At 71.0% G+C, this 16,921-nt stretch carries 11 protein-coding genes; 4 read left to right on the forward strand and 7 right to left on the reverse strand.

The features are described from left to right. Positions 1-100 precede the first annotated feature (100 nt). Positions 101-2,254, reverse strand: coding sequence for an N-6 DNA methylase (locus tag ABT254_RS40005; protein ID WP_351481882.1), 2,154 nt, complete (start codon positions 2,252-2,254; stop codon positions 101-103). 211 nt (positions 2,255-2,465) lie between these two features. Here ABT254_RS40005 and ABT254_RS40010 point away from each other — a divergent pair, with 211 nt between their 5' ends. Both ABT254_RS40010 and ABT254_RS40015 read left to right on the forward strand, forming a co-directional pair. Beyond that, complete coding sequence (locus ABT254_RS40010) at positions 2,466-3,143, forward strand: Rv1352/Rv1906c domain-containing protein (protein WP_351481885.1); 678 nt, start codon at positions 2,466-2,468, stop codon at positions 3,141-3,143. Between the two features lie 191 nt (positions 3,144-3,334). Then, positions 3,335-4,060, forward strand: coding sequence for a hypothetical protein (locus tag ABT254_RS40015; protein WP_351481888.1), 726 nt, complete (start codon positions 3,335-3,337; stop codon positions 4,058-4,060). A 20-nt stretch (positions 4,061-4,080) separates the two neighbouring features. Here ABT254_RS40015 and ABT254_RS40020 read toward each other — a convergent pair whose 3' ends face one another. Next, the gene (locus ABT254_RS40020; RefSeq protein ID WP_351481891.1) at positions 4,081-4,797 is read right to left on the reverse strand and encodes an HNH endonuclease family protein; all 717 of its coding nucleotides are present in this window, start codon (positions 4,795-4,797) and stop codon (positions 4,081-4,083) included. A 205-nt stretch (positions 4,798-5,002) separates the two neighbouring features. Here ABT254_RS40020 and ABT254_RS40025 point away from each other — a divergent pair, with 205 nt between their 5' ends. Then, positions 5,003-5,188, forward strand: coding sequence for an antitoxin (locus ABT254_RS40025; protein ID WP_351481894.1), 186 nt, complete (start codon positions 5,003-5,005; stop codon positions 5,186-5,188). 65 nt (positions 5,189-5,253) lie between these two features. Here the strand turns inward: ABT254_RS40025 and mfd are convergent, their stop codons facing one another. The 3 genes from mfd to ABT254_RS40040 form a co-directional block, all read right to left on the reverse strand. Next, positions 5,254-8,784, reverse strand: a complete 3,531-nt coding sequence (gene mfd, locus ABT254_RS40030) for a transcription-repair coupling factor (protein WP_351481897.1) — start codon at positions 8,782-8,784, stop codon at positions 5,254-5,256. A 264-nt stretch (positions 8,785-9,048) separates the two neighbouring features. After that, entirely contained in the window at positions 9,049-11,628 is a 2,580-nt protein-coding gene (locus tag ABT254_RS40035) for an ABC transporter permease (RefSeq protein WP_351481899.1), read from the reverse strand. Continuing rightward, the gene (locus ABT254_RS40040) at positions 11,625-12,413 is read right to left on the reverse strand and encodes an ABC transporter ATP-binding protein (protein WP_275773288.1); all 789 of its coding nucleotides are present in this window, start codon (positions 12,411-12,413) and stop codon (positions 11,625-11,627) included. Before ABT254_RS40040 ends, ABT254_RS40035 begins: the two co-directional genes overlap by 4 nt. A 436-nt stretch (positions 12,414-12,849) precedes the next feature. On the opposite strand from ABT254_RS40040, the gene ABT254_RS40045 reads away from it, so the two are divergent. Beyond that, the gene (locus ABT254_RS40045; protein WP_351481903.1) at positions 12,850-14,349 is read left to right on the forward strand and encodes an MFS transporter; all 1,500 of its coding nucleotides are present in this window, start codon (positions 12,850-12,852) and stop codon (positions 14,347-14,349) included. Positions 14,350-14,364: 15 nt separating this feature from the next. Here ABT254_RS40045 and trxB read toward each other — a convergent pair whose 3' ends face one another. Then, the gene (trxB, locus tag ABT254_RS40050; RefSeq protein WP_351481906.1) at positions 14,365-15,321 is read right to left on the reverse strand and encodes a thioredoxin-disulfide reductase; all 957 of its coding nucleotides are present in this window, start codon (positions 15,319-15,321) and stop codon (positions 14,365-14,367) included. A 49-nt stretch (positions 15,322-15,370) separates the two neighbouring features. Further along, positions 15,371-16,897 carry an FAD-binding oxidoreductase gene (locus tag ABT254_RS40055; protein WP_351481909.1) on the reverse strand — a complete coding sequence of 509 codons (1,527 nt, stop codon included), beginning with the start codon at positions 16,895-16,897 and terminating at the stop codon, positions 15,371-15,373. Between the last annotated feature and the right edge of the window lie 24 nt (positions 16,898-16,921).

The following is a 16,921-nucleotide window of genomic DNA, read 5'->3' on the forward strand; positions in this document are numbered from 1 at the left end:
GCGTATAGGCCGACAAGGACAACGGGTCCCGGCTTGTACCGAACCGTTGTAGGGCTGGTCACGTCCCACGATCGGGAACGTCTCGGTCCGGTCGGTCCGGTCAGTCGGGCGCCACCGTCCCGTCCGTCAGCCCGTCGTACATCCCGCGCACGAGTTGCTCTCCGAGGCGGCCCGCGTGCCGGAGGGCGCGTTCGAAGTCGTCGAGGGCGCGGAAGCGTTCGCCGTAGCGCCGCTGTTCCTCCAGGGGCAGGCGGGGCAGTTGAAGGCGGCGCACGTCGAGGCGGGTGGCCGTGGACGCGTAGCTGCTGGCCTGGCGGTTGTTGGCGGTGCCGCGCAGGAAGCCGGCGAGGAACCAGGGGTCGAGCGCGGCGGGATCGGGGCGCAGGAGGACGAGGTTGCGCCCCAGGGCGGCGCCCGCGGTCGCGTCGTCGATCACGCGCGCCACCGAGCCGCCGCCGAGCACCGGCACGACGACGTCGCCCGGCTGCGTCAGCACGGCGTCCTCGTCGCTCTCGGGCAGGGCGCCGGAGGGGGCGGTCTGGGCGAGGACGTCGTGGTCGGTGAGGACGGGCACACGCGCGTGGCCGCCGTTTCCGCCGGTGCGCAGCACCAGGGCTCCCCCGCGCGCGAGTTCGCCGACGGTGGTGAACGGCCAGCGGGGCGCGGGCTGCGCGTGGTCCGCGGGCGGCGGGGTGAGCTCGGCGGTCAGCCGCAGGGTCTCGCCGAGGCGTTCGCGCACGGCGGTGAGCGCGCCCGCGCCGTCCGCCGCGGCCGGGGGCGGCAGATGGCGGGCCGGGGCGAGGTCGACGTCGTCGTCGAGGAGTTCGATGACGGGGAGCGAGCGGGCCAGGCCCGGGCGTTCGTCGAGCGTTCCGGCGCGGTCGAAGGCGCCCCAGGCGTCGAGCACGGCCTCGCGCACGGCCCGCCAGTCGGGGCCGCCGCGTCCCTCGGTGGCGTACTGCCCGGTGTCGGCGAGCAGCACCTCGGGCTGCGCGGGCGCCTTGTCGGGGCGGCGCAGCACCCACAGGTGGAGCGGGATGTTGTACGGGGGTGCCGCGCCGAGGGGCAGGGCGACGACGGCGCGCAGTGCGCCGCGGCGCAGCAGGTCGGCGCGGATCCGGCGGCCGGAGCGGCGGGAGGCGGCGGCGGGCGGCATGAGCAGGACGGCGGTGCCGCCCTCGCGGAGGCGGGCGAGGGCGTGCTGGGCCCAGGCCAGCTCGGATTCGTTGCGGGCCGGGAAGCCGTACTCCCAGCGGGGGTCGTAGGCGAGTTCGTCGTGGCCCCAGTTGCGTTCGTTGAACGGCGGGTGGCACAGGACGGCGTCGGCGCGCAGGTCGGGCCAGGCGTCGGCGCGCAGGGTGTCGCCCGCCGCGCCGCGCACGGTCGCCTGCGTGTGCAGGGCGAGACGCAGCGCGGTGAGCGCGGCGAGGTCGGGGGCGCTGTCCTGGGCGTAGAGCTCCTGGTCCGGGCGGGGGGTGACGGCGCGCAGGAGGGCGCCGGTCCCGCAAGCGGGGTCGAGGAAGGTGCGGGCGGGGCCTGCCAGGTCGGCCATGAGGCCGGCGAGTTCGGCGGGGGTGAGCGTGTACTGGCGGGGGTTGGCGTCGAGGTGGCGGCCGAGGAGGAACTCGAAGGTCTGGCGGGCGCCCGATGCGGCGGCGAGTTCGGCGACGCCGCGCAGGAGGGGGGCGGAGGGGAGGAGTTGGGGGCCGGAGGGGGCTTGCACGGCGGGTGGTGTGGGGGCGGCGGGGGTGCGGGCGGAGGTGTTCACAGCCGGCGGGGAGTTCACAGGCAGCGGGGAGTTCACACCCGGCGCCGTACTTCCGGTCGGTCTGCTGTGAACGCTGTGTCCTCGAACCGGCGCCCCGAAGCGTGGCACCAGGACCTCCTCCAGCGCGCCCGTCAGCATCGCCGCCAGCCGCTCGTCCGATCCCGCGCTCGCCTCCAGCCAGACCGTCGGCCGGTCATGGATGAGCAGCAGGGCGCAGCCCGCGTGGGTGAGCGCCGTGACAGGGCCCTCGGGATGTCCGACGAGCTGCTGCCAGACGCGTTCGCGGAGCGGGACCTCGGCGAGTTTGCCCTGCTTGCGCAGCCAGGCCTCGATCTCGGCGAGCGCGAAGGACGGGCTTGTCTCGGTGCCGCCGACGGGCTTGGGGAAGTCGGCGTGGCGGCGGCGCCAGTTGCTGACGGCGGCGCGGCCCACACCGGCCAGCCGGGCGATCCCGGCGGCGGTCACCTCTGTCGCGTTGTCCTGCACCCGCCGGCTCCCCTCGTTCGTCGCAGTGTGACGCCGAGCATACCGACGCACGCAAGATCCCTGCATTCACGGCCGTGTACACACCACACTCCGTGAATCGTGTTGACTCGGTTCACAGTCTCTGGTCTTATTGACCCAGCGAACACCGTGAACGGCAGCAGCCCGGCAACGGCAGTTCGCCACATCCGAACGTCCGAGGGGGGACATCGCCATGGGCATGAAAGGCAAGATCGCGCTGGGCGCCATCGTGGGGGTCGTGGTCATCGGCGTCGTCTCGGCGAACGCGGACGACAAGCCAAGCGGCACAGCCTCCGGCTCCGGCAAGAACTCTTCAGCCTCCGCGCAGCACGGCTCCGGAAGCGGGAAGGCGCAGGCCGCCGGGAAGAAGAAGGCCGCGTTCGCGGGCGACGGCGACTTCCGGGTCGGCTCGGACGTCAAGCCCGGCACCTACCGCACCACCGGCAACACCGATGGCATGTGCTACTGGGAGCGCGCCAAGGACGCCAAGGGCGAGATGGACTCGATCCTGGCCAACGACAATGTGAGCGGCACCAGTTACGTCACCGTCAAGGCGACGGACAAGCTCTTCAAGTCGAACGGCTGCAAGGACTGGGAGGCCGTCGGCACCAAGGCGAAGGGCACGCCGGCCGCCGGGATGGCCGGTGACGGCGGGATGTTCAGAGTCGGCTCCGACATCGCCCCCGGCACCTACAGGTCCACCGGCAACAAGGACGACTCCTGCTACTGGGAGCGCGCCAGGGATGCCGACCACTCGCTCCACTCGATCATCGCGAACAACAACGTGACCGGCACGGCCGTCGTCACCATCGGCCCGGGCGACGCCTACTTCAAGACGACCGGCTGCGGCGACTGGAAGAAGGCGGCCTGACCGGCTCCTCCCGTGACCACCGGGGTCCTGCCACCCCGGCCCCGACGCCCACCACTACCGCTCGCCGCTCACCGAGCCGGGTCCCACCGGCTGCCACGGGGCGGCACCTTCCCCCACACCCCCGGCCGGTTCCGGCCCTCGCGCGGCATGCCGTGCACTCCCCCGTCAACACCACCCTTTGAAGGACTGTCATGCGTCTCTCGCCTCGTGTCGCCACCCTGCTCGCCGTCGCGGCACTTCCCCTGGCCCTCACCGCCTGCTCCTCCGGTTCCTCTTCCGACCAGGGAGGCACGGCCTCCTCCGACAAGGCGGCCGCGACCAAGGCGAAGGACCCCAACGCCGGCCTGCCCACCGGTACGCAGCTGAAGAAGGCGCTGGCGCCCGCGTCGGCCTTCCCCGCCGGACTCACCATCGAGGCCGACGGCTCCTCGGACACCGGCGGCACGTTCCTGTCGCCGTCCGCCAGGAAGAGCGCGAAGCCGGACTGCACCCGGCTGGAGGCCACGTCCTGGATCCAGGTGAGCGGCTACAAGGGCGGCGTGTCGTTCGCGCAGAACGACTATGCGAGCAAGGACAAGACGCAGGAGGTCGCCCAGGAGATCGACACCTTCCAGGGCACCACGGCCACCGCGGTGATGAAGGCCCTTCAGTCCGTCGCCACCCAGTGCGCCACGTTCACCGACACCGACGCGCACGCCAAGGTGAAGATCACCGGCAAGTCCACGGCCGGGCTCGGGGACGAGGCGTACACGATGACGCTGACGAGCGGCACCTGGGAGAACGGCACCACGCTGATCGCGGCCCGGTCCGGCAACTCGGTGGTCACTGTGCTGTCCACGGCGGGCAGCGACAACGGCGCCGCGTCGGCGAAGAAGGTGACGACGACGGTCCTCGATGCGCTGAAGAAGCAGGGGTAGCGGGGGCCCCGCAAGTCCCGTCAGCCGGCCCGGAAACGGGCCGGCGCCTCGGTCGGGTTGCCGCCGGAGGGAAGTTTCTGCCCCGGGCAGGTCCTGAGGACCTTCTCCATCGCGGACTTCTCGGCGGCGGTCACCCACAGCCCGTACTTCTTCTTCACCGCGACCTGGGCGGCCACATAGGTGCACCGGTAGGCCTTGTTGGGCGGCACCCAGGTCGCGGTGTCGCCGTCGCCCTTGGACCGGTTGGCGCTCGCGTCGACGGCGAGGAGGTTGAGCGGGTCGTTGGCGAGGGCTATGCGCTTGCTCGCGTTCCAGTACTTGGCGCCCTTCTGCCAGGCGTCGGAGAGGGCGACCAGGTGGTCGATGTCGACGAGGCTGCGGCCGCGCCGGTAGGTCACCTTCTGGCCGGAGTAGGGGTCCGACTCCAGTACGCCGTAGGACACCTTGCACGTGCCGCCGGTGAACTTCACGTCGTCCAGGTCCCGTTTGAGGATGTCGTCACGGGTGTCGCAGCTGTTGGAGTCGGTGTCCGCCCAGGCGGCGCCGAACCTGTCCCGGGAGTAACCCGTCTTCGGCGCGCGCCCCTTCACGGTCAGCGACTCGGCGGCCGTGAGGGCCGCGCCCCCGCCCCCGGTCTCCTGCGGCCCGCCGGATCCCGTCTTGGTCTCCGCCTTGCACCCGGCCACGGCGAACACCAGCACCATGGCAGCCGCCGCCCCGCCCCTCAGACGCCTCATGGCGCGCCCTCCCCTTTGCCCGCGCGATCCGCCCCCGCACGGGCGGTCTCCTTTCGTACGGATTTCCCGTACGACTGTCCGCACACCGTAGCGAGAGGGCGCACGGAGGCGTTCATGAGGTCCAGACCAAAAACGTCCCCAAGTGGGCACTTGCCACATACGGGACGTATCGTCGTTCCTGGGCCACCTCGGGAAGGAGCTCTGGATGGGCATCTTCGACAGGTTCAAGAGCAACCGCCAGGCGCAGGACAAGGCCAAGGACTTGTCCGACGCGGCGGAACGCAAGGTCAACGAGAGAACGGGCAACAAGTACGAGAACCAGGTCGACGAAGCCCAGCAGCGCATCGAGGGGCAGCTCGGCATGGATCGTGACAGGCCCGAACAGCCGTAAGGCCACAGAGCAGCCGTCCGCGGAATCCGCCTCCCGCGGACGGCTTCGTCTGTCCGGCAGGGCGGCTACGACCCCAGGATCGACGCCAGGAACTCTCCCACCCAGCCCAGCAACTCCCGCCCGACCAAGGGCTTTCCGCCCACCTTCGCCGTCTTCGGGCGCGGTACCAGCACCTGGTGGACGGCCGGCTTGATGACGGTCCCCGGGTACAGGCGCTTGACCCTGAGCTCCTGGGACTCCCGGAGCTCCACCGGCGCGAAGCGGATGTTGTTGCCCTGGAGGACGATCTCGCCGACCGAGCAGGCACGGGCGAGCATCCGCAGGCCCGCGACCAGCAGCAGGTTCTCCACCGGTTCGGGCAACTTGCCGTAGCGGTCGACGAGTTCCTCGCGTACGGACTTGATGTCCTCCTCCGTGTTGGCGGAGGCGATGGCGCGGTAGGCCTGGAGGCGCAGGCGCTCGCCGGGCGCGTAGTCGTGCGGGACGTGCGCGTCCACGGGAAGCTCGATCTTGACCTCCAGGGGCGGCTCCTCCTCCACCCCGCCCTCCAGGGAGGCCCGGTAGTCCGCGACCGCCTCACCGACCATGCGGACGTACAGGTCGAAGCCGACGCCCGCGATGTGGCCGGACTGTTCGCCGCCGAGGAGGTTGCCGGCGCCGCGGATCTCCAGGTCCTTCATGGCGACGTACATGCCCGCGCCCATCTCGGTGTGCTGGGCGATCGTGGCCAGACGCTCGTGGGCGGTCTCCGTCAGGGGCTTCTCCGGCGGGTACAGGAAGTACGCGTATCCGCGCTCGCGGCCACGGCCCACCCGGCCGCGCAGCTGGTGCAGCTGCGAGAGGCCGAAGTTGTCGCCGCGCTCCACGATCAGGGTGTTGGCGTTGGAGATGTCGATGCCGGACTCGACGATCGTGGTCGAGACGAGGACGTCGTACTTCTTCTCCCAGAAGTCGACGACGACCTGTTCGAGGGTCGACTCGGACATCTGGCCGTGGGCGGTCGCGATCCGCGCCTCGGGGACGATCTCACGCAGCCGGGAGGCCGCCCGGTCGATGGACTCCACCCGGTTGTGGATGTAGAAGACCTGGCCCTCGCGCAGCAGTTCACGCCGGATGGCCGCGCCGATCTGCTTCTCCTCGTACGGCCCGACGAAGGTCAGGACGGGGTGGCGCTCCTCCGGGGGTGTCGTGATCGTCGACATCTCGCGGATGCCGGTGACCGCCATCTCCAGGGTCCTGGGGATGGGGGTCGCGGACATCGTCAGGACGTCCACGTTGGCGCGCAGCTTCTTCAGCTGCTCCTTGTGCTCGACGCCGAAGCGCTGCTCCTCGTCGACGATGACCAGACCGAGGTCCTTGAACTTGGTCTCCGAGGAGAACAGGCGGTGGGTTCCGATGACGACGTCCACCGAGCCCTCCCGCAGGCCCTCCAGGACGGCCTTCGCCTCGGTGTCGGTCTGGAAGCGGCTGAGCGCCCTTACGTTGACGGGGAATTGGGAGTAGCGCTCGGAGAACGTCCCGAAGTGCTGCTGCACGAGAAGGGTCGTGGGGACCAGGACCGCGACCTGCTTGCCGTCCTGTACGGCCTTGAAGGCGGCCCGGACCGCGATCTCCGTCTTGCCGTAGCCGACGTCGCCGCAGATCAGGCGGTCCATGGGGACCGACTTCTCCATGTCCTCCTTGACCTCGGCGATGGTGGTGAGCTGGTCGGGCGTCTCCGCGTACGGGAAGGCGTCCTCCAGTTCGCGCTGCCACGGGGTGTCCGGGCCGAAGGTGTGGCCGGGGGCCGCCATGCGCGCGCTGTACAGCCGGATGAGGTCGGCCGCGATCTCCTTGACGGCCTTCTTCGCGCGCGCCTTGGTCTTGGTCCAGTCGGCGCCGCCCAGGCGGTGCAGGGTGGGCGCCTCCCCGCCGACGTACTTGGTGATCTGCTCCAGCTGGTCGGTGGGGATGTAGAGGCGGTCGCCGGGCTGGCCGCGCTTGGCGGGGGCGTACTCGACGACGAGGTACTCGCGGGTGGCGCCCTGGACGGTGCGCTGCACCATCTCGATGTAGCGGCCGACGCCGTGCTGCTCGTGGACGATGTAGTCGCCCGCCTCCAGGGTGAGCGGGTCGATGGTCTTGCGGCGGCGGGCCGGCATCCGGGCGCCGTCCTTGCCGGCCGCCTTCTGGCCGGACAGGTCGGTCTCGGTCAGGACGGCCAGCTTGAGCGCCGGGTCGACGAAGCCGTAGTCGATCGAGCCGCACGACACGTGCACCACGGACGGAGAGATCTCCCCGAGTTCGACGTCGAGGCGGGCCGCGATGCCTTCGCCGCCCAGCACCTCGACGGTACGGGCGGCGGGTCCGTGAGCCTCTGTGACGTACACCGTGCGCCAGCCCTCGGCGAGCCAGCCCTTGGTGTCGGCGAGGGCCTTGGCGGTGTCGCCGCGGTAGGTCTCGGGGGCGTGCATGCCCAGCTTGAGGGTGTCTGCATCGAGGTCTTCGTCGGCGGCGAAGGGGGAGACCGACCACCACATCATGTCCAGCTCGCGGGCCCGGTCGCGGACGTCCGCGATGGACCACAGGGAGGCCGCGCCGACGTCGATGGGGGCCTCGCCACCGCCCGCCGTCGCCGCCCAGGACGCCTGCAGGAACTCCTGGGAGGTCGCGACCAGATCGGCGGCACGCGTGCGTACCCGCTCCGGATCGCATACGACGGCCATGGCGCCCTTGGGCAGCACGTCGATCAGCAGCTCCATGTCGTCGACCAGGACGGGGGCGAGGGACTCCATGCCCTCGACCGCGATGCCCTCGGCGATCTTGCCGAGCAGTTCGCCCAGCTCGGGGTGCTCGTCGGCGAGGGCGCGGGCACGCGCGCGTACGTCGTCCGTGAGCAGGAGTTCACGGCAGGGCGGCGCCCACAGGCCGTGCTCGGCGACCTCGAGGGAGCGCTGGTCGGCGACCTTGAAGTAGCGGATCTCCTCGACGTCGTCGCCCCAGAACTCCACGCGCAGGGGGTGTTCCTCGGTGGGCGGGAAGACGTCCAGGATGCCACCTCGTACGGCGAACTCGCCGCGCTTCTCGACGAGCTCGACGCGCGCGTACGCGGCGGCGGCGAGGGCTTCCACGACCTCGTTCAGGTCGGCGGTCTGCCCGGTCCTCAGCGCTACCGGTTCGAGGTCTCCGAGACCCTTGACCTGCGGCTGCAGCACGGATCGTACGGGGGCCACGACGACGGACACCGGGCCGGTCTCCGGGTCGTCGGGGCGGGGGTGGGCCAGGCGGCGCAGGACGGCGAGACGGCGGCCGACGGTGTCGCTGCGGGGGCTGAGCCGCTCGTGCGGGAGCGTCTCCCAGGAGGGGTAGTCCACGACGCCGTCCGGCGGCAGCAGCGAGCGCAGGGCGGCGGCCAGGTCCTCCGCCTCGCGTCCCGTCGCCGTCACCGCGAGCAGGGGGCGGCCGGTCTCGCGGGCGAGGGCGGCGATCGCGAAGGGGCGGGCGGCCGGGGGGCCGACGAGGTCGATGTGCATGCGGTTGCCGTCTGCGGCCGCCTTGACGGCTTCTGCGAGGGCGGTGTCCTTGACGACGGCGTCGAGCAGACCGTGCAGGCTCATTCGGGGCGGCTTTCGTCCGGGGGGCGGGCAACGCGAAGGGCCCGACGCGCGCGGCGGGCCGGGGGTTTTCCAGGGTACGTCGCCGGTGGCGCGAGTGCCGGAGCCTTCTCGCCCCCGCCGCCCCTGCCCGTCCCGTACCGGGGGCCAGCCCCCGGACCCCCGCTCCTCAAACGCCGGAGGGGCTGAATGTCACTGCCCGGCACCGGTGAGTCCCCCAAGACTCCCCGGTGCCGGGCGCTCCCCCGCAACCCCCGCGTGCGGTGGCTATTCGGTGGCGATCGCGTTCAGGACGTTCATCCGGCCCGCCCGGAACGCCGGGATCAGGGCGGCGAACAGGCCCACGAAGGCCGAGCCGAGGAAGACCGCGATCAGGGTGGACCACGGGATCTCGAGGACCTTCAGGCCTTCCAGGGCAAGCAACTGCTGGGCCGTCGCACCCCAGCCCATGCCGAGGCCCAGCCCCAGCAGGGCACCGAACAGGGCGATCACCACGGACTCCATGCGGATCATCCGGCGCAGCTGGCGCCGCGACAGGCCGATCGCGCGCATCAGCCCGATCTCCCTGGTCCGCTCGACCACCGACAGCGCCAGGGTGTTCACGACACCGAGGATCGCGACGATGATCGCGAGGGCCAGCAGGCCGTAGATCATGTTCAGCAGCTGGCCGATCTGGTCCTTCAGCGCCTGCTTGTAGTCGGTCTGGTCGCGCACCTTGTACTGCGGGTATTCGTGCAGCGCGGACTTCAGCGACTTGTACGCGGCGTCCTGCTGCCCGTCCTTGGCGGTGGCGAAGACCAGCTGGTCCAGGGGCATCTTGTCGGCGGGGACGTACTTGGCGAGCGTGGCGATCGCCGTGTACTTCGAGCCCGAGTCGATCAGACCGTCGCTGCTGGTGATCGCCCGGACCGTCAGATTCGCCGTCGCGCCGTTCCTGAAGGCCACCTTGATCTTCGAACCCAGGTGGATGCCGTGCGCCTTGGCGAACTTGTCGTGGACCGACATCGAGTCGGGCTGGTACGCGTCCTTGAGGTTGCCGGCGACGGTCTTCGTACGCAGGTCGGTCGCGTACGTCGGGTCGGCCGCCGTGATGTCCGTGTCCTTGAGCAGCTTGCCGTCGGGAGTGGTGTAGTCGGCCTTGGCCATCCTGTACTCGGTGACCCGCTCGAGACCCGGCGTCGACTTCACCGCCTTCACGGCCTGCGGGACGATCGGCTGCCCCTTGTCGTTCCCGATGATGAAGTCCGTGCCGACGGTCTTGTCGAGCTGGTCCGTCGCGGAGGCGACCATGGACGAGCCGACCACCGACAGACAGGCGACCAGCGCGAGCCCGATCATCAGGGCGGCACCCGTGGCGCCGGTACGGCGCGGGTTGCGCAGCGCGTTCCGCTCCGCCATCCGCCCGACGGGGCCGAACATCCGCAGCAGTACGGCGCCCAGGACACGCACCACGCCGGCCGCGAGCAGCGGGCCGACGACGACGAACCCGATGAGCGAGAGCACGACGCCGAGGCCCAGCCACGGCGTGCCGTCCTTCGCCTTGTCGACGTTCGCGGCCAGGTAGAGGCAGTAGCCGCCCGCACCGGTCAGCACCACGCCCACCAGGGCCCGTATCCGGCCCGCCTTGGCGTCGGCCGGGGTGCCCGCGTCGCGCAGTGCGGCCATCGGGGAGACCTTGCCGGCCCGGCGGGCGGGCAGGTAGGCGGCGAGGACGGTGACGACGACACCGAGGAGGAGGCCGACCACCGGGGTCGTCCAGGCGACCGTCAGGTCGGCGGTCGACAGGTGCATCCCCATCGAGCCCATGATCTTCATCAGGCCGACCGCGAGGCCGACGCCGGCACCGACACCCAGCACCGACCCGAAGACACCCAGCAGCAGCGCCTCGACCAGCACGGACCGGTTGACCTGCTTCCGGCTGGAGCCGATGGCCCGCATCAGCCCGATCTCGCGGGTCCGCTGCGCGACCAGCATCGAGAAGGTGTTGATGATCAGGAAGATGCCGACGAGGAAGGCGATCCCGGCGAAGCCGAGCATCGCGTACTTCATGACGTTCATGAAGCTCTCGACGTCCTTCTGGTTGGCTTCGGCGGTCTCCTTGGCGGTCTGCACCTTGTAGCCGGTGCCGAGGGCGGCGACCACGTTCTTCTTCAGCTGCGGGTCACTCGTGCCGGAAGCGGCGGTGACGTTGACGTTCGTGTAGACGCCGGTCTGTCCGACGAGCGTCTCCTGCGCCGTCCTGGTGTCCAGATAGAAGATCGCCGCGCCGGGGTTGGTGACCTGGAAGTCGGCGATGCCGGAGATCTTCGCGTGGTGCGTGCCGACCGCGCTGATCAGGCCGAGTCCGTCACCGAGCCTGAGGTGGTGCTTGTCGGCGGTGTCGCGGTCCACCATCACCTGGTCCGGCCCCTTGGGCGCCGTACCGGAGGTGATCTTCATGGTGCGGGCGTCGTTGGAGTTCCAGTTGCCGACGATGGTCGGGGCGCCGCTGCTCGGCGACAGGTCGTCCTTCTGGGCGTCGACGACGGTCACCGAGGTGGAGAAGACGGTCCCCTCCGCCGACTTCACGCCCCGCGCGGCGCGCACCTTGCCGACCACGGACGCCGGCATGACCGGCGGCTTGCCGTTGTCGGCGGTCGTCTCACCGCTGTCGGAGGCGCTCTTCGCACTGACGGTCACGTCGGAGGACGTGGCCGCGAACAGCTTGTCGAAGGTGGTGTTCATGGTGTCGGTGAAGACCAGCGTCCCGCAGACGAAGGCCACCGACAGCAGCACGGCTATCGCGGACAGGGCCATGCGCCCCTTGTGCGCGAAGAAGTTGCGCATCGACGTCTTCAGCACGGTCATGACGTGCGCCCCCGGGCGTCGAAGTCCTTCATGCGGTCGAGGACCGCGTCCGCGGTCGGCTTGTACATCTCGTCGACGATCCGGCCGTCGGCGAGATACAGCACCCGGTCCGCGTACGAGGCGGCCACCGGGTCGTGCGTGACCATCACGATGGTCTGCCCGAGCTCGTCGACCGAGCGGCGCAGGAAGCCCAGCACCTCGGCCCCGGCACGGGAGTCGAGGTTCCCGGTCGGCTCGTCACCGAAGATGATCTCGGGCCGAGCGGCCAGCGCCCGGGCCACGGCGACGCGCTGCTGCTGGCCGCCGGAGAGCTGGGTGGGCCGGTGCTTGAGCCGGTCGGACAGCCCGACGGTGTCCACGACCCGCGCCAGCCACTGCTTGTCGGGCTTGCGCCCGGCGATGTCCATGGGCAGCGTGATGTTCTCGAGCGCGTTCAGCGTCGGCAGCAGGTTGAACGCCTGGAAGATGAACCCGATCCGGTCCCGGCGCAGTCGCGTGAGCTTCTTGTCCTTGAGCCCGGTGATCTCGGTCTCGTCGAGGTAGATCTGCCCCGAGGAGACGGTGTCGAGCCCGGCCAGGCAGTGCATGAGCGTGGACTTGCCGGACCCCGAGGGGCCCATGATCGCGGTGAACTGCCCGCGGGCGATGTCCACGTCCACGTGGTCGAGGGCGACGACACGGGTCTCACCGGCCCCGTACGCCTTCACGACCTGCCGCGCCCGCGCGGCTACGGCCGTACGCCCTCCAGTGCCCCCGTGCCTGGGAATGGTCACGGCCGAAGTCATGGTAAATCTCCTATGTCGGTTATGAGGACGACGCACGAGTGCTGCGTCGGACCGGTCCTGCCGGACGTGCTGTGCTGGTTACGCGGATGAGTCTGGCCTCGCGGAGGGGTCCGGCGCGCTGGTGCCCGGCACCCTCTTGTGCTGGGGAAAACCCCACCCCCGCCGGTTCGGTCAACCACCCCTCACCGGCGCCCCAGCGACGTAAGACCAGGTTAAGGACGCCCTGGGCCCCGCTCCTCCTCCGGCGGTACGAACCCTCCCCGGGCCGTAGTACGGAGGAACCCCTAGGGGCAGTCCACCGACGGGTGGAGACGCTCTCGGGGTTGCGGTCCACCCTCCGGCCCAGTCAGCTTCCACCCTCCCGTCGCGTCAGGGTCAAGTGGGAAGCTGTTCGGCGGCGGATAGATGCAAGGGGAATGCAATGGGGAGGGATCCTGTGGACCAGGGGGAGGCCGGAATACGGACGGCTGCAAAGGAGCGCACGCAGGGCACGCGCGGACGCGGCGCCGTGGTCGCCGCGCTGATGCTCGCCATGGCGCTCGCCGCCCTCGACTCGACGATCGTCTCGACGGCCGTCCCGCAGATCGTCGGTGACCTGGGCGGCTTCTCGGTCTTCTCCTGGCTGTTCTCCGGCTATCTGCTCGCCGTGACGGTGACGCTCCCGGTGTACGGCAAGCTGTCGGACACCTTCGGCCGCAAGCCGGTCCTGATAGCGGGCGCCTCGGTGTTCCTGGCCGGTTCGCTGCTGTGCGCGGTGGCCTGGAACATGGGAGCGCTGATCGCCTTCCGCATCCTCCAGGGCCTGGGCGGCGGGGCCCTCCAGGGCACGGTGCAGACGCTCGCCGCCGACCTCTACCCGCTCAAGGACCGTCCGAAGATCCAGTCCAAGCTGTCCACGGTGTGGGCGGTGTCTGCGGTGGCCGGCCCGGGCGTGGGAGGCGTCCTGGCGGCCTACGCCGACTGGCGCTGGATCTTCCTGGTCAACCTCCCCATCGGCGCACTGGCGTTGTGGCTCGTGGTCCGCCATCTGCACGAGCCGCAGCGGGAGTCGGCCGAGCGTCCCCGTATCGACTGGGCGGGCGCGCTCGCGGTGTTCGCGTGCGGGGGCGTCCTGCTCACGGCCCTGGTGCAGGGCGGGGTGGCCTGGCCCTGGCTGTCGGGGCCGTCAACGGCCCTGTTCGGTACGGGACTTGCCCTGGCCGGGGTGGTGGTCCTGGTGGAACGCAGGGCGGCCGAGCCGATCATCCCCGGGTGGGTGTGGCGGCGCCGTACGATCGCGGCGGTCAATCTCGCCCTGGGCGCGCTGGGACTGCTGATGGTGGCGCCGAGCGTGTTCCTGCCGACGTACGCGCAGTCGGTGCTGGGCCTGGCCCCGGTGGCCGCCGGCTTCGTCCTGTCCGTGTGGACGCTGAGCTGGCCGGTCTCGGCGGCCCTGAGCCAGCACGTGTACCGGCGGATCGGCTTCCGCAACACCGCGATGCTCGGCATCGGGACGGCGGCGCTGATCCTGTTCGCGTTCCCGTTCCTGCCGTACCCGGGCGAGGCGTGGCAGCCGGCCCTGCTGATGCTGCTGCTGGGCGCGGCCCTGGGCCTGTTCCAGCTCCCGCTGATCGTGGGGGTGCAGTCGACGGTGGGGTGGGCGGAACGCGGCACGACCACGGCGTCGGTGCTGTTCTGCCGTCAGACCGGCCAGACGGTCGGGGCGTCGGTGTTCGGCGCCGTCGCCAACGGGGTGCTCGCCTCGCGGCTGGGCGGCGCGGGCGACCTGGACTCGGTGACCCGGGGCCTGGGCGCGGACCGGGTGCCGGAGGCGACCCGGCGGGCCATCGCCGACGCCGTCCACGCCGTGTACCTCGGGGCGTCCTGCGCGGCGGCACTGGCGTTCGTGGTGCTGCTGGTGCTGGCGCCGCGCAGGTTTCCCGTACTGACGGACTGAGGTGGTGACTCCCGCCTAGTGAGCCGGTGTTGCCGCCAGGTGGCGCTCCGTGTCCAGGGCCGCCGCGCAGCCGGTGGCCGCCGCTGTGACGGCCTGGCGGTAGAGGTGGTCGACGGCGTCGCCCGCGGCGAAGACGCCCGGGACGGAGGTGCGGGTCGTGGGGTGGTCGACCTTGATGTAACCGGCGTCGTCCAGGGCGAGCTGCCCCTTGAACAGATCGGTGCGGGGGTCGTGCCCGACGGCGACGAACAGACCGGTCGCGGGGAGGGTGCGGGGCTCGCCGGTGACGGTGTCGCGCAAGGTGAGGGAGGCGAGCCGGTCCTCGCCGTGCAGGGCGGTGACCTCGCTGTTCCAGGCGAAGCTGATCTTCGGGTCGTTGGCGGCGCGGTCCTGCATGACCTTCGAGGCCCGCAGGGTGTCGCGGCGGTGGACGATCGTCACGGACCGGGCGAAGCGGGTGAGGAAGGTGGCCTCCTCCATCGCCGTGTCGCCGCCGCCGACGACCGCGATGTCGCGGTCCTTGAAGAAGAAGCCGTCGCAGGTGGCGCAGGACGAGACGCCACGGCCGGAGAGTTCGTCCTCGCGGGGCAGGTTGAGTTTCCGGTGCTGGGAGCCGGTGGCGACGATCACGGTACGGGCGTGGTGCGGGGTGCCGGTGGAGTCGGTGACGGTCTTGACGGGGCCGGTGAGGTCGACGGCGGTGATGTCGTCGTCGACGATCTCGGCACCGAACCGCTCCGCCTGTTCGCGCATCCGGTCCATCAGATCGGGGCCCATGATCCCCTCGGGGAAGCCGGGGAAGTTCTCCACCTCGGTGGTCGTGGTCAGGGCGCCGCCGACGAGGAGGGAGCCGGCGAAGACGAGGGGGTTCAGCTGGGCGCGGGCGGTGTAGAGGGCTGCGGTGTAGCCGGCGGGGCCGGAGCCGATGATGATCGTGTCGCGTACGGCGTCGCCGGTGCGGGTGCTGGTCAAGGCGGGTCCTTCGGTCGGGGCGGGTCCGTGACGTGGTCGACGGGTCGGATCAGTCGATGGCCTGGGCGAAGGTGAAGAAACGGTGCGGGTCGTAGGCCCGTTTGACCGTCTGCAGTCGGGCGTAGTTCTTGCCGTAGTAGGCCTGGCGCCAGGTGGCGAGGGCCGGGTCCATGTAGTTCTGGTACGCCTGCTGGTTGGAGTACGGGTCCATGGTGGTGTGGGCGGCGTTCACCCAGGCCTGGGCGCGGTCTCGGTCCTGCGCGGCGGGGTCGGCGGTGGACAGGGTGACGGCGTAGCCGGCGTTGAAGGCGCAGTCGCGGTGCACGAACGCGGTGGCCGTCGGGGAGATCTCGTTGATACGGCCGCCGTAGGGGAACAGGCCGAGGAAGCGGAACTGACCGGGTACGGGGTCGGCGGTGAAGGCGCCCAGGGCGGCCTGCGCGGCGGCCGGGGTCCAGGTCTTGGCGTAGTACTGGTTGCGCTGGGCCGTGTAGGTGTCGCGGGGCAGCAGCGCCTCGGGTGAGAACCCGATGCGGTGGCATTCGCCGACCGTCTTGTCGCCGCAGCCGTAGACCTGCATCATCGCCTGGGCATAGGGGAGTTCGCTGCTGGAGCGGCTGGTTCCCGGGTGGCCGACGGCGGCGGTCAGGCTGTCGAGCAGGGCGTCGCAGTCGGCCTTGACGCCGTGGTACGCGCCGGTGAGGACGACGCTGGGCTCGGTGCCCGCGGGGGCGTCGGTGGAGAGCAGGAACATCAGCTCGCAGGCGAGCTCGCGGGGGCCCGAGGCCATCCAGTCCTGCCAGGCCAGGATCAGCTTGACGGCGTCGGAGTAGCGGAAGTTGAGGTTGAAGAGGGTCAGCACCGGGATCTGCACCGGCCGTACCTCGTAGTCGGTGACGATGCCGAAGTTGCCGCCGCCGCCTCCGCGCAGCGCCCAGTACAGGTCGGGGTGCTCGGTGGCGGAGGCGCGTACGGTGCGGCCGTCGGCGAGGACGACGCGGGCGGAGACCAGGCGGTCGGCGCCCATGCCGTACTTGCGGGCGGCGTGGCCGAGGCCGCCGCCTTGGAGCCAGCCGCCCATGGCGACGGTGGGACAGGTGCCGCCGGCGACCTGGACGCCGTACGCGGAAAGGGTGTTGACGACGTCGACGCCCTGGCTGCCGGGGCCGACGTGGACGGTGGAACCGGCGACGCGGACCGCGTTCAGCCGGGAGACGTCGATGACCAGGCCGGGGCTGGTGGAGTAGCCGGCGGCGCTGTGGCCGCCGCTGCGGACGGCGGTGGCGAGACCGTTGTCCTGGGCGAACCGGATGCAGGAGGCGACGTCGCTCTCGGTGGCGCAGTAGGCGACGGCCTGGGGGTGGACGGCGTCGAACTGGGCGAGCTGGAGCCGACGGGCGGTGTCGTAGCCGGTGTCGTCGGGCAGGACGAGACTCCCGGTGAGCATCCCCCGCAGGGTGCCCCACGGCACCGCCGTGGCGGGCGCGGCGAGGACCAGGCCGCCGGTGGTCCCGGTGAGGGCGGCCGCCGCGGTGGCACCGGCCGAGGCGCGTATGAGGGTACGTCTGCTGAACATGTGGATCGCTCTCCGTTCCGTCCG

Origin of the sequence: Streptomyces sp. NPDC001137 (assembly GCF_040298885.1) — a bacterium.
In the GTDB taxonomy this organism is placed as follows: Bacteria; Actinomycetota; Actinomycetes; order Streptomycetales; family Streptomycetaceae; genus Streptomyces.

What these genes read in the sequence shown, in the direction of transcription:
- ABT254_RS40010 (WP_351481885.1), top strand. Translation starts at nt 2,466, where the DNA reads ATGGGCATGAAAGGCAAGATCGCGCTGGGCGCCATCGTGGGGGTCGTG.
- ABT254_RS40015 (WP_351481888.1), top strand. Translation starts at nt 3,335, where the DNA reads ATGCGTCTCTCGCCTCGTGTCGCCACCCTGCTCGCCGTCGCGGCACTT.
- ABT254_RS40020 (WP_351481891.1), bottom strand. Translation starts at nt 4,797, where the DNA reads ATGAGGCGTCTGAGGGGCGGGGCGGCGGCTGCCATGGTGCTGGTGTTC.
- ABT254_RS40025 (WP_351481894.1), top strand. Translation starts at nt 5,003, where the DNA reads ATGGGCATCTTCGACAGGTTCAAGAGCAACCGCCAGGCGCAGGACAAG.
- mfd (WP_351481897.1), bottom strand. Translation starts at nt 8,784, where the DNA reads ATGAGCCTGCACGGTCTGCTCGACGCCGTCGTCAAGGACACCGCCCTC.
- ABT254_RS40035 (WP_351481899.1), bottom strand. Translation starts at nt 11,628, where the DNA reads ATGACCGTGCTGAAGACGTCGATGCGCAACTTCTTCGCGCACAAGGGG.
- ABT254_RS40040 (WP_275773288.1), bottom strand. Translation starts at nt 12,413, where the DNA reads ATGACTTCGGCCGTGACCATTCCCAGGCACGGGGGCACTGGAGGGCGT.
- ABT254_RS40055 (WP_351481909.1), bottom strand. Translation starts at nt 16,897, where the DNA reads ATGTTCAGCAGACGTACCCTCATACGCGCCTCGGCCGGTGCCACCGCG.